The following is a 23,490-nucleotide window of genomic DNA, read 5'->3' on the forward strand; positions in this document are numbered from 1 at the left end:
GGTGACGGCGTTAACAACGGGAAGTGAGGCGTGGTGGCAGTCGAAAAACGGGCCTGAATGGAAGCCGGAAAAGGGAAACTATCGCGTCACGTTCTGGTGGCGTGACCCGGCAGGAACGCAAACAACGTCACCGATCAAACGCGTCTGGCTCTACGTCACCGGCGTGACCGATCATCACCAAAATGCCCGTCCGCAGTCCCTCAAACGCATTCCCGATACCGACGTCTGGCAGTGGCAGGGTGAGTTCAGCCCCGAGTGGCGCGGGAGCTACTGCTTTATCCCTTCCGTGAATGAAAACGATTTTGCCAGCGTAGTGTTTGAAGGCGAGCAGCCGGAACGCATGGCGCTGCGCGAGGGCTGGCGCAGGCTGCTGCCGCACGCGGTTGCAGACCCGCTGAATCCGCAGAGCTGGCGCGGCGGGCGCGGCCATGCCGTCTCCGCGCTGGAGATGCCGGACGCGCCGGTTCAGCCGGGCTGGAATCATCCCGATACGCCGTATCAACCTCCGATTTGCATTGAGTGGGAAAGCGCGCGCCTGAAAAATCGCCGCCGCGTCTGGATTTTCACCACCGGGGACGACAACCTGGAACGTCCGCTGGCGGTGCTGCTCGACGGGCAGTTCTGGGCCGAAAGCATGCCGGTCTGGCCTGCGCTGGCGTCTCTCACCGCCGAGCGCAAATTACCGCCTGCGGTCTACGTCTTAATCGATGTTATCGACATGCAGCATCGCAACCGCGAGCTGCCGTGCAATCCCGATTTCTGGCTGGCGGTGCAGGAAGAACTTCTCCCCCTTGTCCAAAAACGCGCGCCGTTCAGCGACCGCGCCGACCGTACGGTGGTCGCAGGCCAAAGCTTTGGCGGGCTCGCGTCTCTTTATGCAGGCCTCAACTGGCCGCAGCGTTTTGGCTGCGTGCTCAGCCAGTCCGGCTCCTGGTGGTGGCCGCACCGCGGCGGGCAGCAGGAAGGGCTGTTAATCGAACAACTTAAAGCCGGTGAAATAACCCCTCGCGGGCTACGCATCATTCTTGAAGCCGGGCGCAACGAGCCGCTCATCTTCCGCGCGAATCAGGCGATTTACGCCGCGATGCAGACGCACCAACCGGTTATCTGGCGTCAGGTTGACGGCGGACACGACGCGCTTTGCTGGCGCGGTGGGCTGACGCAGGGGCTGATGACCCTCTGGCAGCCGCTTATTCACTAACGGAGTCTGTATGGAATTCAGCAATCCTTTCGATAATCCGCAGGGACAGTTCGCCATTTTGCAAAATGACCAGGGGCAGTACAGCCTGTGGCCGCAGCAGTGCGAACTGCCGGCAGGGTGGCGCGTGGTGTGCGAAGCACAGTCTCAGGAGGCGTGCCAGCAGTGGCTGGCGGAACACTGGCAGACGCTTGAGCCGTCTCACTTTTCGGGGGAGAACGCATGAACCGTCTTCCTCTCGTCGCTGCCCAGCCGGGTATCTGGATGGCGGAACAGCTGTCCACGCTGCCAAACGCCTGGAGCGTGGCGCACTACACCGAGCTGAAAGGCGATATTGATGCGCCACTGCTGGCAAAAGCCATTGCCGCAGGCATGATGCAGGCCGATACCCTGCGCATGCGCTTTGCGGAAGAAAACGGTGAGGTGTGGCAGTGGGTGGATGACACCTTCATTCTGCCGGAACCGCCCGTTGTTCGCGTTGATTCCCACGCCGCCGCCGTGGCGCTGATGGAATCCGATCTTAACCAGAACCTGCGCGTCGACAGCGGCCAGCCGCTGGCATTTCACCAGCTGATTCAGGTCGGTGAAAACCACTGGTACTGGTATCAGCGCTATCATCATCTGGTAGTGGATGGCTTCAGCTTCCCGGCCATTACCCGCCAGATAGCCGCAATTTATGCCGCGTGGAAAAAGGGCGACCCCACGCCGGAATCCCCGTTTACCCCATTTGCAGAGGTGGTGGACGAGTACCAGCGCTATCGCGACAGCGAGGCGTACCGGCGCGACGGCGCCTTCTGGGCCGAGCAGCGTAAACAGCTGCCTTCTCCGGTCTCGCTCTCCTCCGCGCCGCTGCCTGGACGCGCCGCCACGACCGATATTCTTCGCCTGAAGGTTGACGCCGACGGTCGCGCCTTTAGCCAGCTTGCTCAGGCGGCAGGGCAGACGCAGCGTACTGAACTGGCGCTTGCGCTGGTGGCGCTGTGGCTGGGCCGTCTTACCGGACGCCTGGACTACGCCGCCGGGTTTATCTTTATGCGCCGCATGGGGTCTGCCGCGCTGACCGCGACCGGCCCGGTGCTTAACGTCCTGCCGCTGGCGGTCAATATCAATGCGCAGGAAAGCCTGCCCGCGCTGGCGCTGCGCCTGGCGAACCAGCTGAAAAAAATGCGCCGCCACCAGCGCTACGACGCCGAGCAGATCGTGCGAGACAGCGGGAAAGCGGCGGGTGATGAAGCGCTGTTTGGTCCCGTGCTGAACGTTAAGGTGTTTGATTATCAGCTGGATATCGACGGCGTGGAGGCCATCACCCACACGCTGGCGACCGGACCGGTGAACGATCTGGAGCTGGCGTTGTTCCCGGACGAGCAGGGCGGATTAAGCATTGAGATCCTCGCCAATAAGCAGCGTTACGATGAAGCGACGCTGAAGCGTCACGTCGCTCGCCTGAACGCGATGCTGATTCAGTTTGCGGCCAACCCGGACCTGCGCTGTGGTGAAGTGGAAACCGTTTCTGAACAGGAATACGCGCAGCTTGAGCGCATCAACGATACCGGACTGGCGCTGCCGTCCACCACGCTCGCGGATCTGGTGGCGGAACAAGCGAGCAAAACGCCGGACGCCCCGGCGCTGGCGGATGCGCATATTGAGCTGAACTATAGCCAGATGCGCGAGCAGGTCGTCGCGCTGGCAAACCAGCTGCGCGAGCGCGGCGTGAAGCCGGGCGACAGCGTGGCGGTGGCCCTGCCGCGTTCGGTATTCCTGACGTTAGCATTACACGGCATTGTGGAGGCGGGCGCCGCATGGCTGCCGCTCGACACCGGCTACCCGGACGATCGCCTGCGGATGATGCTCGAGGACGCGAAGCCGTCGCTGCTCATTACCACTGACGAACAGCTTCCGCGCTTTAGCGATCTGCCGATTACTGCCTTTAGTTACAACACACTCTTACCGGCCACCGATGCTGAACCGCTGCGTCTGGCGAAGCCGGAGCAGACGGCGTATATCATCTTTACCTCCGGTTCGACCGGGCGTCCGAAAGGGGTCATGGTCGGCCATACCGCTATCGTCAACCGCCTGAAGTGGATGCAGGATCGCTACCCTCTGAACGCGAGCGACGTGGTGGCGCAGAAAACGCCGTGCAGCTTTGACGTGTCGGTGTGGGAGTTCTGGTGGCCGTTTATCGCCGGGGCGAAGCTGGTGATGGCCGAGCCGGACGCGCACCGCGATCCGCAGGCGATGCAGAGCTTCTTCACCCACTACGGCGTGACCACCACCCACTTCGTGCCGTCGATGCTGGCGGCGTTTGTTGCCTCACTGACGCCGGAAAACGTCGACTGCTGCAAAACGCTTAAGCAGGTGTTCTGCAGCGGCGAAGCGCTGCCGACGGAACTGTGCCGCGAGTGGGAACAGCTGACCCACGTGCCGCTGCACAACCTCTATGGCCCGACGGAAGCGGCGGTAGACGTCAGCTGGTATCCGGCGTATGGCCCTGAGCTGGCGGCAGTTGCAGGCAACAGCGTGCCGATCGGCTTCCCGGTGTGGAACACGGGCCTGCGCATTCTGGATGCCATGATGCGCCCGGTGCCGTTCGGCGTGGCGGGGGATCTTTATCTCACCGGTATTCAGCTGGCGCAGGGGTATCTGGGCCGTCCGGACCTCACCGCCAGCCGCTTTATTGCTGACCCGTTCGCTCCCGGCGAGCGCATGTACCGCACCGGCGACGTTGCCCGCTGGCTGGATAACGGCGCGGTGGAATATCTCGGCCGCAGCGACGATCAGCTAAAAATTCGCGGTCAGCGCATTGAGCTGGGCGAAATCGACCGGGCGATGCTGTCGCTGCCGGACGTGGCCCAGGCCGTGGCGCACGCCTGCGTCTTCAACCAGGCGGCTGCAACGGGTGGCGATGCCCGTCAGCTGGTGGGGTACGTGGTTTCTGGATCCGGTTTACCGCTGGATCGTGACGCTCTGCTGGAATCACTCAAAGCCCAGTTGCCGCCGCATATGGTGCCGGTTGTGCTGCTGCAAATCAGCGCGCTGCCGCTGAGCGCCAACGGCAAGCTTGACCGCAAGGCGCTGCCGCTGCCGGAACTGACCCGCAATACCTCCGGGCGGGCGCCGGAAAGCGAAACCGAAATCGCCGTCGCGCGGGCTTTTACCGCGCTGCTGGACTGCGAGATCAATGACATCGAGGCGGATTTCTTTGCCCTCGGCGGCCACTCGCTGCTGGCCATGCGTCTGGCGGCGAAGCTTAGCCGCACGTTCAACCGCAAGGTGACGCCGGGGCAAATTATGGTCGCCTCCACGGTGAGCAAGCTTAGTGCGCTGTTGGATTCTGCGATGAGCGACGAGCAGGCGCAGCGTCTGGGGTTTGAAACGCTTCTGCCGCTGCGTGAGAGCGACGGCCCGACGCTGTTCTGCTTCCATCCGGCGTCCGGCTTCGCCTGGCAGTTTAGCGTCCTGGCGCGCTATCTCAGCCCGCGCTGGTCAATCGTCGGCATTCAGTCGCCGCGCCCGGACGGCCCGATGCAGCAGTGCGCGGATCTCAATGGGGTGATCGAACATCATCTGAACACGTTGCGTAAGCAGCAGCCGCAGGGGCCGTATTACCTGTTCGGTTATTCCCTCGGCGGCACGCTGGCGCAGGGTATTGCAGCTCGTCTGCGCGAGCAGGGTGAAGAGGTGTCGTTCCTCGGCCTGCTGGATACCTGGCCGCCGGAAACCCAGAACTGGGCGGAAAAAGAGGCTAACGGTCTCGACCCGGCGGTGCTGGCGGAGATCGAGCGCGAGCGTCAGGCGTTTATCGCCGCCCAGCAGGGACAGGGCTCCAGCGAGCTGTTTAACGCCATTGAGGGCAACTACGCCGATGCGGTGCGGCTGCTCACCACGGCGCACAGCGCGCGCTTTAACGGCAAAGCGACGCTGTTTGTCGCCGAGCGCACGCGCACGATGGATCCGCAGGCCGCATGGGCGCCGTGGGTGGCGGAACTTGAGGTGAACAGCCAGGACTGCGCCCACGTGGATATCATTTCACCGCAGGCGTTTGAAAAGATTGGGCCGGTACTGAAGGAAATTTTAGGATAGTGCAAATGCCCGGTGGCGCTGCGCTTGCCGGGCCTACGGGAGCTAAATGTAGGCCGGGTAAGGCGTAGCCGCCACTCGGCAATTACCGCCGACCTAACGGCACCACCAGCGGCGTACCCGCCACCGGATCGTCGATTATCATGCAGCGCATGCCGTAGATCCGCTCTATAAGCTCCGGCGTGACAATCTCTTTCGGCGCACCCTGGGCCACAATCTCACCGTCCCGCAAGGCAATCAGGTGCGTGGCGTAGCGGCATGCCTGGTTTAAATCGTGCAGTACCGCCGCCAGGGTGTACCCCTGCGTGCGGTTCAGCTCGCTCAGCAGCTCCAGCAGGTCAATCTGATGGCTGATGTCCAGCCACGTTGTCGGCTCGTCCAGCAGCATGATCGACGTCTCCTGCGCCAGCACCATCGCAATCCACGCTCGCTGACGCTGGCCGCCGGAGAGGGTGTCCACGCTCTGCCGGGCGAGATCGGCGATCCCCGTCGCCTGCATCGCGCGGTTCACCGCCTCGTCGTCCTCTTTACGCCAGCGGGTAAACAGCGGCTGGTGCGGGTAGCGCCCGCGCGAGACCAGCTCCTGCACCGTGATGTCCCCCGGCGTGGTGGCGTTTTGGGCCAGCAGCCCGATGCGGCGTGCCACCTCTTTGCTGGCGAAGCGCTGGATCTGCTCCCCGTCGAGGAAGACGCTACCTTCCACCGGCGTCATCAGGCGGCTCAGCGTGCGCAGCAGGGTAGATTTGCCGCAGCCGTTCGGGCCGATAATTGCCGTAAAGTGGCCGTCCGGAATGGCAACGGTTAAGTCTCGGGCAATGATTTTTTTGCCGTAGCCGAGGGTGAGGTTTTCGCCGCGCAAGCGAGTGGTTGTATCTGTCATTTCTTGCGTGACTCCTGAACGAGCAAGACGATGAGGTAAATCCCGCCGAGGCTGACGGTCACTACGCCCACCGGCAGCTGATAAGGCATAAACAGCTGCTGGGCGCAGAGATCGGCGGCCAGCAGCAGCAGCGCGCCGCACAGCGCCGCCTGGGTTAATCCCCAGCGCGCCGTCCCGCTAAGACGTCGCGCGATATGCGGTGCCACGAGGGCTATAAACGAGATTGGCCCGGCGATCGCCGTAGAGGCTGCGGTCAGCAGTACGGCGACCAGCATCAGCATCAGGCGCGAGCGCTCGACGCTCACGCCCAGCGCGCAGGCGCTGTCGTCGCCCATCTCCAGCAGCCGCATGCGGCGAACCAGCAGCAGCGCGCCGATAAACATCAGCACAATCAGCGGCGCGGCGGGCCAGGTTTTGCCCCACGTCAGGCCGTTAAGGGAACCTGCGTACCACAGCCCGGCGGAAAGCGCCGTTTCCAGCGAGGCCTGCAGCAGCAGCCAGGTATTGAAGGCCATCAGCATCGCACGGATGCCGATACCGATAATGATCAGCCGGAAGGTATCGATGCCGTTGCGCCAGGCCAGCAGCCAGATAACCAGCGACGTCAGAATGCCGCCCGCCATTGCCGTAAAGGTGATGGCCGTCAGGTGCTGGCCGAACAGCACCATCGCCACCAGCACGCCGCTCCAGGCCCCGGTGTTGAGGCCCATCACGTCCGGGCTGCCGAGCGGGTTGCGCATCAGCGACTGGAATATCGCACCGCTGACGCCGAGCGCCGCACCTACCAGAATCGCCATCGCCACGCGCGGCAGGCGCCATTCGGTGACAACCAAGGTGATATTGCGCGGCGCGCTGCCGAGCAGGGCGTTAAGCACCTGAGAAAAATCGAGCGTCACCGCGCCGCTGCGCAGGCTCCAGACCGCCAGCAGCAGAATGAGGATACTTAGCAGCGAGACGCTGGTGAGTAAACGACGGGACGGGGCCATCATGCGCCACCTCCGCGTCTACGTCGTACCATGAAGATCAGCACCGGCGCGCCGATAAAGGCGCTGACCACCGAGACGCGCAGCTCGCCCGGCACCAGCAGGCGACCCAGCACGTCGGCAAACAGCAGCAGCGCAGGAGTAGCCAGCAGCGTGACCGGCAGCGACCAGCGGTGATCCGTCCCCACCAGCCAGCGCGCCATGTGCGGCATCATCAGGCCGATAAAGGCAATCGGGCCGACCACGGCGGTCGCGCTGCCGCACAGGACGGTGATGGCCAGCAGACCAATCAGCTGCGTGCGCGCTACCCGATTGCCGAGGGCGGTGGCGGTGTCGCTGCCGAGGCTCAGGCTGTTCAGCGCCCGGCTTAAAAACAGCGCCACGGCGGCAGCAATAATGACCGGGAACGCCACCACTTTCAGGGTTTCAAGGGTGCGGATATCCAGCGAGCCGGCCTGCCAGAAGCGCAGCTGGTCGTAGACGTCCGGGTTGAGCAGGGCGATGCCGTTAGATAAGCCTTCCAGCACCGCCGCGAGCGCCACGCCCGCCAGCGTCAGGCGTACCGGACTCAGCTGGCCGCCGCCCTGGCTGCCGGTAAACGCCACTAGCAGCGAGGCGGCCAGCGCGCCGCAGAAAGCCATCGCCAGCTGTTCAGAGGGAGAAGTAAACCCAAACAGCGCCGCTCCGAGCACGATGGCAAAGCTGGCGCCAGAGTTAACGCCGAGAATGCCGGGGTCCGCCAGCGGATTGCGGGTGAGGGTTTGCATCAGGGAACCGGCAAGGCCGAGTGCGCCACCGGCCAGCAGCCCGGCAAGGGTGCGGGGCAGGCGAGCGTCGAGCACGATAGTGCAGTCAGCGCTTTGGCAGGTGCCAGTGAGCGCATCAACGATGACGGACGCGGGAAGCGGCTTCGCGCCGACCAGCAGGCTGAGTGCAGTCGCAAAGATCAACAGCAGCAATAAAACGGGCACGGCAATGGCGCGCACCGAAGAAGAGGAAAACGACATAGCAACATCCATGATTTGATAATGATAGTGATTATCGTTATCTATCTTATTTGGCTATGTTAGCATGTGCGCCCATGGAATGGGTAGAATTACACTCAAGGCTTTGTCATGAATCAAAAATCCTGGCTGCTTAACCTCAGCCTGCTCAAAACGCACCCGGCCTATCGCGCCGTGTTTATCGCTCGCTTTATCTCCATTTTATCCCTCGGCCTGCTCGGCGTGGCCGTGCCGGTCCAGATCCAGACCATGACGCACTCCAGCTGGCTGGTGGGATTATCGGTTACCTTAACCGGCGGGGCGATGTTTATCGGCCTGATGGTTGGCGGCGTGCTGGCGGACCGCTACGAGCGCAAGAAGCTGATCCTGCTGGCGCGCGGCACCTGCGGCGTGGGCTTTATCGGGCTGTGTCTGAACGCCATGCTGCCTGAGCCGTCGCTGATCGCCATTTATGCCCTGGGGCTGTGGGACGGCTTTTTCGCCTCGCTGGGCGTGACGGCGCTGCTGGCGGCCACGCCCGCGCTGGTCGGGCGAGAAAATCTGATGCAGGCGGGGGCGATCACCATGCTCACCGTGCGCCTCGGCTCGGTGATTTCACCGATGGTGGGCGGCCTGCTGCTGGCGACCGGCAACGTGGCGTGGAACTACGGGCTGGCGGCGGCAGGGACCTTTATCACCACGCTGACGCTGCTGCGCCTGCCGCTGCTGCCGCCTCCGCCGCAGCCGCGCGAGCATCCCCTGAAATCGCTGATGGCCGCGATTCGTTTCCTGTTCAGCAACCCGCTGATTGGCGGCATTGCGCTGCTCGGCGGCCTGCTGACCATGGCGAGCGCCGTGCGCGTGCTGTATCCGGCATTAGCGGGAGAGTGGCAGATGAGCGCCTCGGAGATTGGCATTCTCTACGCGGCCATTCCGCTCGGCGCGGCGTGCGGGGCGCTGACCAGCGGCAACCTGGCGCAGAGCGCGCGTCCGGGGCTGATTATGCTGCTTGCCACTCTGGCGTCGTTTATCGCCATCGGCTTCTTTAGCCTGATGCCGGCGTGGGCGCTCGGGGTGTTGTGCCTGGTGATTTTCGGCTGGCTGAGCGCCATCAGTTCGCTGCTGCAGTACACCCTGATCCAGACCCAGACGCCGGAAGGGATGCTCGGGCGCATCAACGGCCTGTGGACGGCGCAGAACGTCACGGGCGATGCGATTGGCGCGGCGATCCTCGGCGGGCTGGGGGCGATAATGACCCCGGCGGCGTCGGCGAGCAGCAGCGGGTTTGCGTTAGCGATGGTTGGCGTGATTTTGTTAGTGGCGTTGGTGAAATTGCGGCGGTTCAGGCAGGAGGTTGTGTTGAACGACGGTGTGGCCTGATGCCCTCACCCCGGCCCTCTCCCACAGGGAGAGGGTGGGAAAATGCCTACTTAAACAACGTATTCAATCTGTCTAACACCAGCATCGCGCTGTAATAATCCAGGCGGAACGTCTCGGTTCCCAATGCCCAAACCCGTTTGTTTTTCACCGACGGCAGATGCGCCAGCAGCGGGTTGGCGTAAATCGCATCCACATCTTTCTGGTCGCCGGCAAACACGAACAGCCCTTCGCCGTTCAGTCCCGTTGCCAGGTTTTCACCGCCCAGCTGGATAATATCGTGCCGCTTGCCCTGGCTTGTTGAGGTCTGCAAACCGGCGGGCAGGTCCGCCAGCGTAAAGCCCAGCTGTTGCAGCAGCTTGCCCTGCGCCGATTCTGCGGTCCACAGGTTGGCGCTGTGCGCGGCGGCGGTGTAGACGATGGCGTTCACCGGCTCCGGCGGCAGCTTCATCTGCTGTTTCACCTGCGCGAGCTGTTTATCAAACGCGGCAATGCGCTCTTCGGCCTGTTTTTCCTGCCCGGTGATGGTGCCCAGTTGCGTCAGCAGTGCCTGCCAGCTCTTGTCGTCGTAGTTGATGATAAGCGTCGGCGCGATGGCGGAGAGCTGATCGTACAGCGCCAGCGCGGAATCACCGCCGGTGGCGCTGATCAAAATCAGATCCGGCATTTGTGCGGCGACCGCTTCGGCGCTCGGTTCGCCAATATACATCCGCGCAACCTGACGCTGTTTCGCAATATCGCCCCACTGGCGCAAAAAGCCCTGCGCATCGGCAACGCGGTTGTTCGGCGTGGTCGCGCCGCTGGCGACGACCGGGGCGTCAATCGCCAGCAGGGAGCCGGTTAAGGTCACGCTGGTAGAGACAATGCGCGTCGGTTTGCTCTCTAGCGTGTGAACGCCGCGGCTGTCAGTCACCTGACGCGGCCAGTCGGCGGCAGCGGCTGAGGTAAGTCCTAAAACAAAAAGTGCCAATAAAAGCAGGGGATTACGGAAAATGGCAGGGAATTTCACAGCGCGGGATCCTGTTTTTGTTGAGGATAATGCTTCTCATTTTCATGGTTGCAGCATCTGGATGCAAGCTTTTGTCGCACAAGTTATTTGCCCGACGGTTGACAGCGGAGCGATGTGGGATTAGGTTAGCCGACGAAAATATAAATGATAATCATTATTGCTTCTTTTATCATTTTAAGGAGGATGATATGGATACGTCCCTGGCTGAGGAAGTTCAGCACGCCGCAACCACGCTGGAATCAGACCGTTTTTTCTTTATGTCGCCTTACCGCAGCTTTACTACGTCCGGCTGCTTTGCCCGCTTCAGTGAACCCGCAGTTGGCGGTGACGATCCGGCGGGTCGCTTCCAGCAAAAATTAGCCCAGGCCTTCCTGAATGCGAAAGCCAGCGGTATCGCTCATCCGGTGATGGTAGGGGCTATCCCGTTCGATACCCGCAAGCCGTCCTCTCTGTTTATTCCCCAACGCTGGCAGACCTTTTCCCGTCCGGCACGTCAGCAGTCTGCACGCTATTTTTCCGGCGCGCAGGCACTGAAGGTGGAACAACGCACCGAGATCCCGCCGCAGCCCGTTTTCGAAGAGATGGTGGCTCGCGCCGCGTCGCTCACCGCCACACCGCAGGTGAACAAGGTGGTGCTGTCGCGCCTGATTGATATCGCGACCGACAAAAACATGGACAGCGGCGCCCTGATGGAGCGCCTGATCGCCCAGAACCCGGCGAGCTTCAACTTCCACGTGCCGCTGGAAGACGGCGGCGTGCTCCTCGGCGCCAGCCCTGAACTGCTGCTGCGCAAAGAGGGCGCGCACTTTAGTTCGCTGCCGCTGGCAGGCTCGGCGCGTCGTCAGCCCGATGATGTATTAGATCGCGAAGCGGGCAATAAGCTGCTGGCCTCTGAAAAGGATCGCCACGAGCACGATTTGGTGACCCAGGCGATGAAGGCCATTCTGGCACCGCGCAGCCATCATCTCACCATGCCTGATTCTCCTCAGTTGATTACCACGCCGACGCTGTGGCATCTGGCGACGCCGGTTGAAGGTGACGCGCGTGAAAACGAAAACGCCCTGACCCTGGCCTGCCTTCTGCACCCGACCCCGGCGCTTAGCGGTTTCCCGCATCAGGCGGCGAAAGAACTGATCGCCGAGCTTGAGCCGTTCGACCGCGAGCTGTTCGGCGGCATCGTCGGCTGGTGCGACAGCGAAGGCAACGGCGAGTGGGTGGTGACCATCCGCTGCGCGCGTCTGCATAAAAATACCGTTCGCCTGTTTGCCGGCGCGGGCATTGTGCCTGCCTCCTCGCCGGTGGGCGAGTGGCGCGAGACGGGCGTGAAGCTCTCCACCATGCTCAACGTATTTGGTTTGCACTAAGGAAGACTCATGACCATTCCCTTTACCCGCTGGCCTGAGGCATTTGCCCGCCGCTACCGTGAAAAAGGCTACTGGCAGGATCTGCCGTTGACCCACATCCTGACGGATCGCGCGGACAGCGATGCCGTGGCGATAATTGACGGCGAGCGGCACATCACCTACCGCGCGCTGAATCAGGCGGTGAACAACCTGGCCTCAGCCCTTCAGGGGCGTGGGCTGCATCGCGGCGAGACCGCGCTGGTGCAGCTTGGCAACGTGGCCGAGTTCTACATCACCTTCTTCGCGCTGCTGCAAATCGGCGTCGCGCCGGTCAACGCGCTCTTTAGCCACCAGCGCAGCGAGCTGAACGCCTACGCGGCGCAGATCAACCCCGCCGTGCTGATCGCCGATCGCGACCATGCGCTGTTTGCGGGCGATGACTTCCTCAACGCTTTCGTGGATGAACACCGTTCGGTACGCGTCGTGCTCCTGCGCGGCGATAAGGGTGAACATGCCCTGGAAGCGGCGATGGCCCGTCCCGCGGACAACTTCATCCCGAACCCGACGCCCGCCGACGAAGTGGCCTTCTTCCAGCTCTCCGGCGGCAGCACCGGCACGCCGAAGCTGATCCCGCGCACGCATAACGACTACGACTACAGCATCCGCCGCAGCAACGAGATCTGCGGCATTACCGCCGAAACGCGTTACCTGAACGCGCTGCCCGCGGCGCACAACTACGCCATGAGTTCGCCGGGATCGCTAGGCGTCTTCACCGCGGGCGGCTGCGTGGTGCTGGCGAACGATCCGAGCGCTACGCTCTGCTTCCCGCTGATTGAACGACATCAGATTAACGTCACCTCGCTGGTCCCGCCGGCGGTGAGCCTCTGGCTGCAGGCGATTGCCGACGGCGCGGGCAGCGCGCAGCTTAAATCACTGAAGCTGCTGCAGGTGGGCGGCGCGCGCCTCTCCGCCACGCTCGCGGCGCGCATTCCGGCGGAAATCGGCTGCCAGCTTCAGCAGGTGTTCGGCATGGCGGAAGGGCTGGTGAACTACACCGCGCTCGACGACGCGCCGGAGCGCATCATCAACACCCAGGGCCGCCCGATGTGCCCGGACGACGAAGTGTGGGTGGCCGACGAGCATGGCAACCCGCTGCCGCGCGGGGAGGTCGGACGCCTGATGACGCGCGGCCCGTATACCTTCCGCGGTTATTTCAACAGCCCGGAACACAATGCCAGCGCCTTCGACGCCGACGGCTTTTACTGCTCCGGGGATCTGATCGCCATTGACGAGCAGGGCTACATCACCGTGCAGGGTCGTGAGAAAGATCAGATCAACCGCGGCGGGGAGAAGATCGCCGCCGAAGAGATCGAGAACCTGCTGCTGCGCCATGAGTCGGTGATCCACGCCGCGCTGGTGAGCATGGAGGACAGCCTGCTGGGCGAGAAGAGCTGCGCGTATCTGGTGGTGAAACAGCCCCTGCGCGCGGTCGAGGTGCGTCGCTTCCTGCGCGAGCAGGGCGTTGCCGAATTCAAGCTGCCGGACCGCGTGGAGAGCGTGGATGCGCTCCCGCTAACGCCGGTCGGCAAAGTCGATAAGAAACAGTTGCGCCTGTGGCTTGCTGAACGCGCCCGGGGCTGAGGAACAGAGTATGGCCATCCCAAAATTAACCGCTTACGCGCTGCCAACCGCCGCAGAGTTGCCGACCAACAAGGTGAACTGGGCGTTTGAGCCCGAGCGCGCGGCGCTGCTGATCCACGATATGCAGGAGTATTTCCTGAACTTCTGGGGCGAAAATAGCGCGATGATGCAGCAGGTAGTAGCGAACATCGCTAAACTGCGCACGTACTGCAAAGAACACAATATCCCGGTTTACTACACCGCGCAGCCAAAAGAGCAGAGCGATGAAGACCGCGCCCTGCTGAACGACATGTGGGGGCCGGGCCTGACCCGCTCGCCGGAGCAGCAGCGCATCGTCGCCGAGCTGACCCCGGACGAAGCGGACACGGTGCTGGTGAAGTGGCGCTACAGCGCATTTCACCGCTCGTCGCTGGAGCAGATGCTGAAAGAGACGGGCCGCAACCAGCTGCTGATTACCGGCGTGTACGCTCACATCGGCTGCATGACCACCGCCACCGACGCCTTTATGCGCGACATTAAGCCGTTCTTTATTGCCGACGCGCTGGCAGATTTCACCCGTGACGAGCACCTGATGTCCCTGAACTACGTGGCCGGACGCTCGGGCCGCGTGGTGATGACCGACGAGCTGCTGCCGTCCGTTCCGGCCTCGAAAGCCGCGCTGCGCGAGCTGATCCTTCCGCTGCTGGACGAGTCCGACGAGCCGATGGATGACGAAAACCTGATCGACTACGGCCTGGATTCAGTGCGCATGATGGCGCTTGCCGCCCGCTGGCGCAAAGTGCACGGCGATATCGACTTCGTGATGCTGGCAAAAAATCCCACTCTCGACGCCTGGTGGGCGCTGCTTTCCCGCGAGGTGAAGTAATGGCGGGATTCGATTTTACCGGCAAAACCGTCTGGGTGACGGGCGCGGGGAAGGGGATTGGCTACGCGACTGCACTGGCGTTTGCCGAAGCAGGCGCACAGGTGACCGGGTTCGATCTGGCCTTCCCGCAGGATGACTATCCGTTTGCCACCGAAACGCTGGACGTGGCGGATGCCGCACAGGTACATGAGGTGTGCGGGCGCGCGCTGGCTTCGCTCGAACGGCTGGACGTGCTGGTCAACGCCGCGGGCATTCTGCGCATGGGGGCGACGGACCAGCTCTCGCAGGATGACTGGCAGCATACCTTCGCGGTCAACGTCGGCGGCGCGTTCAACCTTTTCCAGCAGACGATGGGCCAGTTTCGCCGCCAGCAGGGCGGGGCGATGGTCACCGTGGCCTCCGACGCGGCGCACGCGCCGCGCATCGGCATGAGCGCCTACGGCGCATCGAAAGCGGCGCTGAAAAGCCTGGCCCTGACCGTCGGGCTGGAGCTGGCGGGCAGCGGCGTGCGCTGCAATCTGGTGTCGCCGGGCTCAACGGACACCGATATGCAGCGCACCCTGTGGAAAAGCGACGATGCGGAACAGCAGCGCATCCGCGGCTTCGGCGAGCAGTTTAAGCTCGGCATTCCGCTGGGCAAAATTGCCCGCCCGCAGGAGATAGCTGCGACCGTGCTGTTCCTTGCCTCCGATGCCGCCAGCCACATCACCCTGCAGGATATCGTGGTGGACGGCGGCTCCACGCTGGGGGCATAAATGATCTGGAAACGTCATTTATCGCTTGAAGAACTGAACGCCACCAGCGTGAATACCCTGGTGGCGAACCTGGGCATCATCTATACCCGCCTCGGGGATGACACGCTGGAAGCGGAGATGCCGGTAGATGCGCGAACCCATCAGCCGTTTGGCCTGCTTCACGGCGGTGCCTCGGCGGCGCTGGCGGAAACGCTCGGCTCAATGGCCGGATTTCTGATGACCCGCGACGGGCAGAGCGTGGTGGGAACGGAGCTGAACGCCACGCATCATCGGGCAGTTTCCCACGGTAAGGTTCGCGGCGTGTGTCAGCCGCTGCATCTTGGGCGTTCGAGCCAGAGCTGGGAGATTGTGGTCTTCGACGAGCAGGGGCGGCGGTGCTGCACCTGCCGGTTAAGTACGATGGTGCTGGGCTAACCCAGGCAGATCAAAGTGATCGGCTTAACACTGTGGTGTAAATCTCTGGTTTGACCACGCATTATTGCGTTTCAAAGTTGTTAAATTTTTCCGGTTGTTCTAGAAACAAAATGTAACATCTCACTGTTTCACAACAACGGACAACAACTATGAACAACTCAGGGAAATACCTTACATGGGCAGGGCTCTCCGTTGTGGGAGCCTTTGCCCTGGGCTACATCGCCCTCAACCGGGGGGAGCAGATCAACGCGCTCTGGATCGTCGTCGCCTCGGTCTGCGTTTACCTGATCGCCTATCGTTTTTATGGCCGCTATATCGCGAAGAACGTCCTGGGCGTTGACGCAACGCGCATGACGCCTGCCGTTCGCCATAACGACGGTCTGGACTACGTGCCGACCGATAAGAAAGTGCTGTTCGGTCACCATTTTGCGGCGATTGCCGGGGCAGGCCCGCTGGTGGGGCCGGTGCTGGCGGCGCAAATGGGCTACCTGCCGGGGATGATCTGGATCCTGGCGGGCGTGGTGCTGGCAGGCGCGGTGCAGGACTTTATGGTGCTGTTCGTCTCTACCCGCCGCGACGGACGTTCGCTGGGTGAGCTGGTGAAAGAGGAGATGGGGGCCACTGCCGGGGTGATTGCGCTGGTGGCGACCTTTATGATCATGGTGATCATCCTCGCGGTGCTGGCGATGATCGTGGTGAAAGCGCTGACCCACAGCCCGTGGGGAACGTATACCGTTGCCTTTACCATTCCGCTGGCGCTGTTCATGGGGATCTACATCCGCTACCTGCGTCCGGGTCGGATTGGTGAAGTGTCGGTGATTGGCCTGGTATTCCTGGTGTTCGCCATTATCTCCGGCGGCTGGGTGGCGGAAAGCCCGACCTGGGCGCCGTTCTTCGACTTTACCGGCGTACAGCTGACCTGGATGCTGGTGGGCTATGGCTTTGTGGCGGCGGTGCTGCCGGTATGGCTGCTGCTGGCTCCGCGTGACTATCTCTCAACGTTCCTGAAAATCGGCACTATTGTCGGGCTGGCGATCGGCATTCTGATTATGCGCCCGACCCTGACCATGCCTGCATTAACCAAATTCATCGACGGTACCGGCCCTGTCTGGACCGGCAATCTCTTCCCGTTCCTGTTTATCACCATCGCCTGCGGCGCGGTGTCGGGCTTCCACGCGCTGATTGCCTCCGGTACCACGCCGAAGATGCTGGCGAATGAAAATCAGGCCTGCCTGATCGGCTACGGCGGTATGCTGATGGAGTCCTTCGTGGCCATTATGGCGCTGGTCTCCGCCTGCATTATCGACCCGGGCGTGTATTTCGCGATGAACAGCCCGATGGCGGTACTGGCCCCGGCCGGCACCGTTGACGTGGTAGCGTCTGCCGCGCAGGTGGTGAGCGGCTGGGGCTTTGCGATCACCCCTGATACGTTGACGAGCATCGCCAGCGAAGTGGGCGAGCAGTCGATTATCTCCCGCGCGGGCGGCGCGCCGACGCTGGCGGTCGGCATGGCGTATATTCTTCACGGCGCGCTGGGCGGGCTGATGGACGTGTCGTTCTGGTATCACTTCGCCATCCTGTTTGAAGCGCTGTTTATCCTGACGGCGGTGGATGCGGGAACCCGTGCGGCGCGCTTTATGCTGCAGGATCTGCTGGGCGTCATCTCCCCGAACCTGAAGCGGACCGATTCGCTCCCGGCTAACCTGCTGGCGACGGCCCTGTGCGTGCTGGCGTGGGGGTATTTCCTGCATCAGGGCGTGGTCGATCCGCTGGGCGGGATTAACACCCTGTGGCCGCTGTTCGGTATCGCCAACCAGATGCTGGCGGGCATGGCGCTGATGCTCTGCGCGGTGGTGCTGTTCAAGATGAAGCGCCAGCGTTACGCGTGGGTGGCGCTGGTGCCGACCGCGTGGCTACTGATCTGTACCCTGACGGCGGGCTGGCAGAAGGCCTTCAGCCCGGATAACAAGGTGGGCTTCCTGGCGATTGCCAACAAGTTCCAGGCGATGATCGACAGCGGCAAGATCCCGGCGCAGTACACCGAATCGCAGCTGTCGCAGCTGGTGTTTAACAACCGTCTGGACGCCGGGCTGACCATCTTCTTTATGGTGGTGGTCGTGGTGCTGGCATTGTATTCTCTCAGGACCGCGCTGGCGGCGTTGAAAAATGATAAGCCAACGGCGAAAGAGACGCCGTACGAGCCGATGCCTGAAAACCTGGAAGAGATTGTGACCCAGGCCAAAGGGGCGCATTAACCCGTGTGCCGGGTGGCGGCTTCGCCTTACCCGGCCTACATTTCTTATCCGGCCTCTCCCTCCGGGAGAGGGCCGGAAACAAACGAGAAACTGATTATGTTCGACACTCTTTCCAGAGCAGGTAAATACCTGGGCCAGGCCGCTAAAATGATGATTGGCGTGCCGGACTACGACAACTACGTCGAGCATATGCGCGTCAATCATCCGGAACAGACGCCCATGACCTACGAAGAATTTTTCCGTGACCGCCAGGACGCCCGCTACGGCGGCAAGGGCGGGGCGAAGTGCTGTTAACCCTCTTTCGGTAAATAGAGGCTGATCTGTTCTTGCTTACAGCCGTAGATCGCCGCCAGCTTTTCGCGGGTGCGCTTTTGCGGACGGGAGTCCAGCGCTTCCAGCTGTGACACGGCGGACTGGCTGATGCCGAGTTTCTCCGCCACCTCCTGCTGGGATAGCCCGCGCAGGATACGCCACGCGGCCTGCAGGCTGACGTTCTCGTTATGCATGACGTCGCATACTTCACCAGGTAATCCTACGTCATCATAACAATCATGTTCGACTTCAATATCCTCTAGATCATCATCGGTTTCGTCGTCAATTTCTGCCATCTGTAAGCACATACGAAAGTATTCATCATAGGGAATAACGACGTACTGCGCTTTTCCGTCATCGTCCTTAATTAGCTGAACAGCCATAGGGGGCTTTCTCCTCGTGAAGGTAGGTCGTTGATGTTCTGCGCTTGACGGCCAAAACATAACAATGGTTATCGGGATCGTCCCGAAGTGTAATCAGAGTGCGGTAATCGCCAACGCGTAGCCGAAAATGATTTTCTGTTGCCGATATTTTTTTGATATCGGGCCGGGGAGCTGAGCGATCGTCCAGCTCAGCAAGTTTTGCTTTGATTCTTCGCTGATATCGGCCATCGATTTTGGAAAACTCTTTCTTTGCATTCTTTGACCAGACAATCTTCATCCGTACCTCCACTGTACGCCCACACAAAATATAAGGAAATAATAAGACTATTAGATAAATTCCGAATTTCTTATGGGGTACTGTAGAGCGGAGAAAAAATACAGGTAAGAGGCAAAACGCATACCGTCGAGGCGGCTCGAAAAGGCCTCTGCCGGGCGACAGAGGCTTGCATGGAGATTGCGATCAGGCGTTCAACCCGCCGTCCACATCCAGGCCGGTACCGGAGATCTGCCCGGCGGCTGGGCTGGCAAGAAACGTGACCGCCGCCGCGATGTCTTCCGGCTGGCCGTAGTGGCCGACGGCGATCATCTGGCGCTGAGCTTCCGCCTGTTCGCCGTCTTCCGGGTTCATATCGCTGTTGGTGGGGCCGGGGTGGACAAGGTTAACGGTAATACCGCGCGGCCCCAGATCGCGCGCCAGGCCGCGGGTGAGGGAGTTGAGGGCAGACTTGGTCATCGAGTAAACGGCAATACCCGGCATCGCCACGCGGTTGGCCAGACAGCTGCCGATGTTGATAATGCGCCCGCCGTCAGACATGTGCACCAGCGCTTCCTGAATGGCGATCACCACGCCGCGAATGTTGACGTTGATGAGCGCGTCGATGTCCGCCAGGGTCATGGATTCCAGCGGGCCGCCGCGCGCGATCCCGGCGTTGTTGACCAGAATGTCCAGCCCGCCAAGGGAACGCGCAGCATGGGTGATGGCATCCTGAATCGCCTGTGCGCTGGCGCTGTCGGCCTGCACGGCTTCGCTGTGTCGTCCCAGCGCCTTAATCTCCTCAGCGACCGCCTGGGCTTTATCGGCAGATTTTTCATACGTAATAATCACATCCGCACCGGCGCGCGCCAGCGACAGTGCAATAGCCCGACCCAACCCGCGGCTGGCACCGGTAACCAGCGCCTTTTTACCTGTTAAATCGATCTGCATGATGACCTCGTTACGAGAGTGGTAAGAATCATCATTAGGTATAGACGGTCAGGGAGATTAACGGCTGAAGTATTCCACCTTCTCAAACGCCGCGCGCAGAACGTCGGGCGTTAACGTCACCGGCAGATAATGAATTGACTCCACCGGACGCAGGGTGTGGGCAATCACCTTATCCAGCTCCTCTCGGCTGTTAATATCGACCTCCAGCGCGCGAAGCGTGGTCGGCAGGTTAAAACGCCGATACGCCGAGACCAGCTGTGCCAGCACGTCGTCCTGGCCGAGCAGGGCGCTCTGCACCAGAATGCCGTAGGCCACCTTGGTGCCGTGCAGGTATTTCTCAGTCTGCGGCAGCACGGTCAAACCGTTGTGCACCGCATGCGCCGCCGCCACGCGGGTATAGCGTTCGCCCAGACCGCCGACCATCCCGCCGCCTGCGATAATCGCATCCACCACGTCCCGGAACGCCTGCGTCTGTTCACCGCGCTGCTGGTCAGCCAGGGCTTCCTCACTGTGCTCCAGCAGCACGTCGCGGATAGCCAGCGCGCCGTTGATGCCCAGCCGCACGGTCAGCGGCAGCTTTTCAGGCTGCGGGGCGAGCACTACCGCTTCGTACCACTTCGCCAGCGTATCGCCGATGCCCGCCAGCAGATACTCCGCGGGTGCGTTAAGGACGATCTGCGGCTCCACCAGCACCAGGAAGTTGGCGTCGTCGAAGATCTCAAAATGCAGCGCCTGACCGGCATCGTTGTACCAGACCGAGAGCGGGGTCCACGCCGCGCAGGTGGCGGCAATAGTGGGGATGCCCACGAACGGCACTCCTAAGCGGTGCGCCACGGCCTTGACGGCATCGAGCACCGCGCCGCCGCCAACGCCAATCACCACGCTGGCGTCGCTGCCGGATTCATTCACCAGATGGGTGACGTCGCGCTCGCTGCAGTGGCCTTTAAACAGCAGGTGTTTCGCCCCCGGCGCATTAAAGCTCTCCGGCAGGAAAGGGCGCGCGCCTTCGATCGCGCGCTCGCCGTAGATCCACACCGCGCGGGAAAGCTGTTCAGGGGTAAAGAAGTCATTCAGATGCGCAAGGCTTCCGGAATGAGAGAAGTAATTCGCCGGGCCAGGCACGACGCGGATATCGGTGTTGCTCATGATGGTGTCCTTTTTGGGAAGCGCTAACCCGATGTTATGTCTGGACATCTGGATGGCTAATAATATTTCGCTTTAACTTATGCCTTTTCCGTCGTTGTCAGTCAACCGGAGCTGTGAAAAATTCGATAAATCAGAAGAGTAATGAAGGATTTACGCGGATGGTTTCCAGTCGCCTTGAAATGCGCGGTATCAGCCTGGCCTTTTCCGGCTTTCAGGCGCTGTCGCGCGTGAATTTCACCTTATCCGGCGGCTCCGTACATGCGCTGACCGGCGCCAACGGCGCGGGAAAATCGACGCTGATGGCGGTGCTGTGCGGGACGCACGACCACTATGAGGGCGAGATCAGCATTAACAACCAGCCGGTAAACATCCGCGAACCGCTCGATGCCAAACGGCTGGGGATCCACCTTGTGCAGCAGGAGGTGGACGTGGCGCTGATCCCGGGGTTAAGCATCGCCGAGAACATCATGCTCGACCAGCTGGCGCAGCCGGGGCATCGCTTCAGCTGGCGCGCGATCCGTCAGCAGGCGAGACAGGCGCTGGCGCAGCTGGATGTTTCTCTGGACGTACGCCGTTCCATCGACAGCTGCACGCTTGCCGAAAAGCAGCAGATTTTGCTGGCGCGGGCGCTATCCCACCACTGCCGTTTTTTGATTCTTGATGAGCCCACCGCGCCGCTGGACGCGCACGAGAGCGAGCGCCTGTTTGCGGTAGTCAGACGCTTAAAGCAGCAGGGCATCGGCGTGGTGTTTATCTCCCACCGCATTCACGAGCTGAAGGCCATCTGTGACACCCTGACGGTGCTGCGCGACGGCAAGCTGATTGAGTCCGGACCGATGGCCGATCTTAGCGGAGAAGCGATCGTCGAGAAGATGCTCGGCCACGTGCTGAGCGATATCTATCCGCCCGCGCGGCCACCGCACGGCGAAGAGACGCTCCTGCGGGTAGAAGGTCTGCACGACGACGCGCTGCTGAAAGATATCTCCCTGCACCTGCGCAAGGGCGAAATTCTTGGTATTGCCGGGCTGGCGGGGGCGGGAAAAACCGAACTCTGTAAGGCGCTGTTTGGCGCCAGCAAAAGCCGCGTGGCGCGCGGTGAGCTGAATCAACAGCCCTGGCAGCCGCGCGATCCGGCGGACTCGGTGCTGCGCGGGCTGGCGCTGGTGCCGGAAGAGCGGCGTAAAGAGGGTATTTTTATCGACGAGCCGGTGAGCATGAACCTTGCCGTGTGCGCTGATAACAGCTTCTCGCGCTGGAGCCTGTTCGGCCATCGTCAGGCGTGGCGCTGGGCGGAGGAGGTGATCGCCCGCGTCGGCGTTCGCGCGCGCGGTCCCGGGCAGGTTTTGCGACGTCTCTCCGGCGGTAACCAGCAGAAGGTGGCTATCGGCAAGTGGCTGCGCAATGACGCGAGCGTGCTGATCTTCGACGAGCCGACCAAAGGCGTGGACGTGAAGGCCAAAACCGATCTTTTCCAGCTGATTGACGGCCTGGCGCGCGAGGGCAAAGGGGTGATTTACGCCTCCGGCGAATTTGCCGAGCTGGTCGGGCTGTGCGACCGCATCTGCGTGCTGTGGGACGGGCGCATCGTGGCGGAAATCGCCGGGACCGAGGCCCGTGAAGAGACATTACTTTATTATTCAACCGGAGGAACGGCGTCGTGAGCAAGGCCCTTTCAGTAAACGCGACGGCGTCTGGCCGTCAGCAGATTTTCGATTTTCTCTACAGGTGGGGCATGTTGCTGACCGTCGTCGCGCTGGTGGCCGTCTTTGGCCTGGCGTCGGACAGCTTCCTCGATCCGAATAACATCATCAATATCCTGCGCTCGATTGCCATCGTGACGGTGATTGCCATAGGCGTGTCGATTTCGCTGACCATCGGCGGATTCGATCTCTCCGTGGGGTCTACCGCGTCGCTGGCGAACGCGCTGGTGATTTCCCTTTTCGTCTGGCACGGCTTCGGCACCACCGAGTCGATTCTGATTACCCTCGCGCTCTGCACGCTGGTGGGGCTGTTTAACGCCTTTCTGATCGTCATCCTGCGCATTCCGGACATGCTCGCGACGCTGGCCAGCCTGTTTGTGATCCAGGGCGTGGCGATGACCTACAGCTACGGCGGGTCGATTACCGAAAACATGGTGCTGCCGAGCGGCGATATGGCGGAAGGGACTATTCCGGCGACGTTCAGCCTGCTGGGACAGGTGCCGACCATCGTGATCGTCATGCTGGTGGTGACCGTGCTGGCACAGCTGGGGCTGTCGCTCACCACTCATGGACGCCGGATGTACGCCATTGGCGGTAACCCGGAAGCGGCGCGTCTCTCCGGCATTCGCACCACCCGCTACAAGGTGGCGGCCTACGTGATTGCCTCGCTGCTGGCGGGCCTGGGCGGGATTTTGCTGGCCTCGCGCATTGGCTCGTCGCAGGTGAACGCAGGCGGCGGATATCTGATGGATGCGGTAGCGGCGGCGTGGATTGGCTTCTCGCTGGCCGGGTCCGGCAAGCCGAACGCGCTGGGGACCCTGGTCGGGGCGGTTATTCTCGGCGTGCTGTCGAACGGGCTGGTGATGCTCTCCGTGCCGTATTACGCCATGGACATTATAAAAGGGCTGGTGCTCGCGGTAGCGCTGGCGATTACCTACATACAAAAACGCTGACAACACAACGGG

The 23,490-nt window shown here is 61.8% G+C and carries 21 protein-coding genes; 13 read left to right on the forward strand and 8 right to left on the reverse strand.

Annotated elements, in window-relative coordinates:
* Position 1: 1 nt before the first annotated feature.
* Genes fes through entF form a run of 3 tightly spaced genes read left to right on the forward strand, consistent with a single transcriptional unit; the run spans position 2 to position 5,278 of the window.
* Positions 2 to 1,201 carry an enterochelin esterase gene (fes, locus tag ACW9E7_RS04315; protein WP_458727309.1) on the forward strand — a complete coding sequence of 400 codons (1,200 nt, stop codon included), beginning with the start codon at positions 2 to 4 and terminating at the stop codon, positions 1,199 to 1,201.
* 10 nt (positions 1,202 to 1,211) lie between these two features.
* Positions 1,212 to 1,424 carry an MbtH family protein gene (locus tag ACW9E7_RS04320; RefSeq protein ID WP_274242300.1) on the forward strand — a complete coding sequence of 71 codons (213 nt, stop codon included), beginning with the start codon at positions 1,212 to 1,214 and terminating at the stop codon, positions 1,422 to 1,424.
* Complete coding sequence (gene entF / locus ACW9E7_RS04325; protein ID WP_458727310.1) at positions 1,421 to 5,278, forward strand: enterobactin non-ribosomal peptide synthetase EntF; 3,858 nt, start codon at positions 1,421 to 1,423, stop codon at positions 5,276 to 5,278. The genes ACW9E7_RS04320 and entF overlap by 4 nt, the downstream gene beginning before the upstream one ends.
* Positions 5,279 to 5,360: 82 nt before the next feature.
* Here entF and fepC read toward each other — a convergent pair whose 3' ends face one another.
* From fepC to fepD, 3 genes are read right to left on the reverse strand one after another with little or no spacing between them, the layout of a single operon-like run.
* Entirely contained in the window at positions 5,361 to 6,155 is a 795-nt protein-coding gene (fepC, locus tag ACW9E7_RS04330; RefSeq protein ID WP_136195328.1) for an iron-enterobactin ABC transporter ATP-binding protein, read from the reverse strand.
* Positions 6,152 to 7,141 (reverse strand): iron-enterobactin ABC transporter permease, encoded by a 990-nt coding sequence (gene fepG, locus ACW9E7_RS04335; RefSeq protein WP_458728367.1) that lies wholly within the window; start codon positions 7,139 to 7,141, stop codon positions 6,152 to 6,154. The genes fepC and fepG overlap by 4 nt, the downstream gene beginning before the upstream one ends.
* Positions 7,141 to 8,145, reverse strand: coding sequence for a Fe(3+)-siderophore ABC transporter permease (fepD, locus tag ACW9E7_RS04340; protein ID WP_458727311.1), 1,005 nt, complete (start codon positions 8,143 to 8,145; stop codon positions 7,141 to 7,143). The genes fepG and fepD overlap by 1 nt, the downstream gene beginning before the upstream one ends.
* 108 nt (positions 8,146 to 8,253) lie before the next feature.
* On the opposite strand from fepD, the gene entS reads away from it, so the two are divergent.
* Positions 8,254 to 9,501 (forward strand): enterobactin transporter EntS, encoded by a 1,248-nt coding sequence (gene entS, locus ACW9E7_RS04345; protein ID WP_133293969.1) that lies wholly within the window; start codon positions 8,254 to 8,256, stop codon positions 9,499 to 9,501.
* A gap of 46 nt (positions 9,502 to 9,547) precedes the next feature.
* Here entS and fepB read toward each other — a convergent pair whose 3' ends face one another.
* Positions 9,548 to 10,507, reverse strand: a complete 960-nt coding sequence (gene fepB, locus ACW9E7_RS04350; RefSeq protein ID WP_143344812.1) for a Fe2+-enterobactin ABC transporter substrate-binding protein — start codon at positions 10,505 to 10,507, stop codon at positions 9,548 to 9,550.
* A 188-nt stretch (positions 10,508 to 10,695) separates the two neighbouring features.
* Between fepB and entC the strand changes: the two genes are divergently transcribed.
* The 7 genes from entC (at position 10,696) to ACW9E7_RS04385 (ending at position 18,074) form a co-directional block, all read left to right on the forward strand.
* Positions 10,696 to 11,871, forward strand: coding sequence for an isochorismate synthase EntC (gene entC, locus ACW9E7_RS04355; protein ID WP_458727312.1), 1,176 nt, complete (start codon positions 10,696 to 10,698; stop codon positions 11,869 to 11,871).
* A gap of 9 nt (positions 11,872 to 11,880) precedes the next feature.
* The gene (gene entE, locus ACW9E7_RS04360; protein ID WP_458727313.1) at positions 11,881 to 13,491 is read left to right on the forward strand and encodes a (2,3-dihydroxybenzoyl)adenylate synthase EntE; all 1,611 of its coding nucleotides are present in this window, start codon (positions 11,881 to 11,883) and stop codon (positions 13,489 to 13,491) included.
* Positions 13,492 to 13,501: 10 nt separating this feature from the next.
* Positions 13,502 to 14,356, forward strand: a complete 855-nt coding sequence (locus tag ACW9E7_RS04365; RefSeq protein WP_458727314.1) for an isochorismatase — start codon at positions 13,502 to 13,504, stop codon at positions 14,354 to 14,356.
* Positions 14,356 to 15,111, forward strand: a complete 756-nt coding sequence (gene entA / locus ACW9E7_RS04370) for a 2,3-dihydro-2,3-dihydroxybenzoate dehydrogenase EntA (RefSeq protein WP_252092632.1) — start codon at positions 14,356 to 14,358, stop codon at positions 15,109 to 15,111. The genes ACW9E7_RS04365 and entA overlap by 1 nt, the downstream gene beginning before the upstream one ends.
* On the forward strand, positions 15,112 to 15,525 hold the full coding sequence (gene entH, locus ACW9E7_RS04375; RefSeq protein WP_127729977.1) for a proofreading thioesterase EntH: 414 nt from the start codon (positions 15,112 to 15,114) through the stop codon (positions 15,523 to 15,525).
* 149 nt (positions 15,526 to 15,674) lie between these two features.
* Complete coding sequence (cstA, locus tag ACW9E7_RS04380; RefSeq protein ID WP_136195333.1) at positions 15,675 to 17,780, forward strand: pyruvate/proton symporter CstA; 2,106 nt, start codon at positions 15,675 to 15,677, stop codon at positions 17,778 to 17,780.
* Between the two features lie 96 nt (positions 17,781 to 17,876).
* Complete coding sequence (locus ACW9E7_RS04385) at positions 17,877 to 18,074, forward strand: YbdD/YjiX family protein (protein WP_458727315.1); 198 nt, start codon at positions 17,877 to 17,879, stop codon at positions 18,072 to 18,074.
* Here ACW9E7_RS04385 and ACW9E7_RS04390 read toward each other — a convergent pair.
* The 4 genes from ACW9E7_RS04390 to ACW9E7_RS04405 all read right to left on the reverse strand — a co-directional run bounded on the left by ACW9E7_RS04390 (position 18,071) and on the right by ACW9E7_RS04405 (position 20,825).
* Positions 18,071 to 18,475, reverse strand: a complete 405-nt coding sequence (locus tag ACW9E7_RS04390; RefSeq protein ID WP_127729982.1) for a helix-turn-helix domain-containing protein — start codon at positions 18,473 to 18,475, stop codon at positions 18,071 to 18,073. The two genes, ACW9E7_RS04385 and ACW9E7_RS04390, sit on opposite strands and share 4 nt — an antisense overlap.
* The gene (locus ACW9E7_RS04395; protein WP_252092633.1) at positions 18,456 to 18,752 is read right to left on the reverse strand and encodes a type II toxin-antitoxin system RelE family toxin; all 297 of its coding nucleotides are present in this window, start codon (positions 18,750 to 18,752) and stop codon (positions 18,456 to 18,458) included. Before ACW9E7_RS04395 ends, ACW9E7_RS04390 begins: the two co-directional genes overlap by 20 nt.
* Before the next feature lie 183 nt (positions 18,753 to 18,935).
* On the reverse strand, positions 18,936 to 19,679 hold the full coding sequence (locus ACW9E7_RS04400; protein WP_458727316.1) for an SDR family NAD(P)-dependent oxidoreductase: 744 nt from the start codon (positions 19,677 to 19,679) through the stop codon (positions 18,936 to 18,938).
* A 57-nt stretch (positions 19,680 to 19,736) separates the two neighbouring features.
* Positions 19,737 to 20,825: an oxidoreductase gene (locus ACW9E7_RS04405; protein ID WP_133293976.1), complete on the reverse strand. Its 1,089-nt coding sequence runs from the start codon at positions 20,823 to 20,825 to the stop codon at positions 19,737 to 19,739.
* Positions 20,826 to 20,983: 158 nt separating this feature from the next.
* On the opposite strand from ACW9E7_RS04405, the gene ACW9E7_RS04410 reads away from it, so the two are divergent.
* Together ACW9E7_RS04410 and ACW9E7_RS04415 are read left to right on the forward strand one after the other, a co-directional pair.
* The gene (locus tag ACW9E7_RS04410) at positions 20,984 to 22,486 is read left to right on the forward strand and encodes a sugar ABC transporter ATP-binding protein (RefSeq protein ID WP_127729989.1); all 1,503 of its coding nucleotides are present in this window, start codon (positions 20,984 to 20,986) and stop codon (positions 22,484 to 22,486) included.
* Positions 22,483 to 23,478: an ABC transporter permease gene (locus tag ACW9E7_RS04415; RefSeq protein ID WP_115874471.1), complete on the forward strand. Its 996-nt coding sequence runs from the start codon at positions 22,483 to 22,485 to the stop codon at positions 23,476 to 23,478. Before ACW9E7_RS04410 ends, ACW9E7_RS04415 begins: the two co-directional genes overlap by 4 nt.
* The last annotated feature ends 12 nt before the right edge of the window (positions 23,479 to 23,490 follow it).

This window comes from Enterobacter sp. H2G27, from assembly GCF_054403075.1.

Excerpts from the sequence above, each read along its gene's own strand:
- ACW9E7_RS04320 (WP_274242300.1), top strand. The coding sequence starts at position 1,212 with ATGGAATTCAGCAATCCTTTCGATAATCCGCAGGGACAGTTCGCCATT.
- entF (WP_458727310.1), top strand. The coding sequence starts at position 1,421 with ATGAACCGTCTTCCTCTCGTCGCTGCCCAGCCGGGTATCTGGATGGCG.
- fepG (WP_458728367.1), bottom strand. The coding sequence starts at position 7,141 with ATGGCCCCGTCCCGTCGTTTACTCACCAGCGTCTCGCTGCTAAGTATC.
- fepD (WP_458727311.1), bottom strand. The coding sequence starts at position 8,145 with ATGTCGTTTTCCTCTTCTTCGGTGCGCGCCATTGCCGTGCCCGTTTTA.
- fepC (WP_136195328.1), bottom strand. The coding sequence starts at position 6,155 with ATGACAGATACAACCACTCGCTTGCGCGGCGAAAACCTCACCCTCGGC.
- ACW9E7_RS04395 (WP_252092633.1), bottom strand. The coding sequence starts at position 18,752 with ATGAAGATTGTCTGGTCAAAGAATGCAAAGAAAGAGTTTTCCAAAATC.
- entA (WP_252092632.1), top strand. The coding sequence starts at position 14,356 with ATGGCGGGATTCGATTTTACCGGCAAAACCGTCTGGGTGACGGGCGCG.
- ACW9E7_RS04365 (WP_458727314.1), top strand. The coding sequence starts at position 13,502 with ATGGCCATCCCAAAATTAACCGCTTACGCGCTGCCAACCGCCGCAGAG.
- cstA (WP_136195333.1), top strand. The coding sequence starts at position 15,675 with ATGAACAACTCAGGGAAATACCTTACATGGGCAGGGCTCTCCGTTGTG.
- ACW9E7_RS04400 (WP_458727316.1), bottom strand. The coding sequence starts at position 19,679 with ATGCAGATCGATTTAACAGGTAAAAAGGCGCTGGTTACCGGTGCCAGC.
- entE (WP_458727313.1), top strand. The coding sequence starts at position 11,881 with ATGACCATTCCCTTTACCCGCTGGCCTGAGGCATTTGCCCGCCGCTAC.
- ACW9E7_RS04405 (WP_133293976.1), bottom strand. The coding sequence starts at position 20,825 with ATGAGCAACACCGATATCCGCGTCGTGCCTGGCCCGGCGAATTACTTC.
- ACW9E7_RS04385 (WP_458727315.1), top strand. The coding sequence starts at position 17,877 with ATGTTCGACACTCTTTCCAGAGCAGGTAAATACCTGGGCCAGGCCGCT.
- ACW9E7_RS04390 (WP_127729982.1), bottom strand. The coding sequence starts at position 18,475 with ATGGCTGTTCAGCTAATTAAGGACGATGACGGAAAAGCGCAGTACGTC.
- entC (WP_458727312.1), top strand. The coding sequence starts at position 10,696 with ATGGATACGTCCCTGGCTGAGGAAGTTCAGCACGCCGCAACCACGCTG.
- ACW9E7_RS04410 (WP_127729989.1), top strand. The coding sequence starts at position 20,984 with ATGGTTTCCAGTCGCCTTGAAATGCGCGGTATCAGCCTGGCCTTTTCC.
- entH (WP_127729977.1), top strand. The coding sequence starts at position 15,112 with ATGATCTGGAAACGTCATTTATCGCTTGAAGAACTGAACGCCACCAGC.
- entS (WP_133293969.1), top strand. The coding sequence starts at position 8,254 with ATGAATCAAAAATCCTGGCTGCTTAACCTCAGCCTGCTCAAAACGCAC.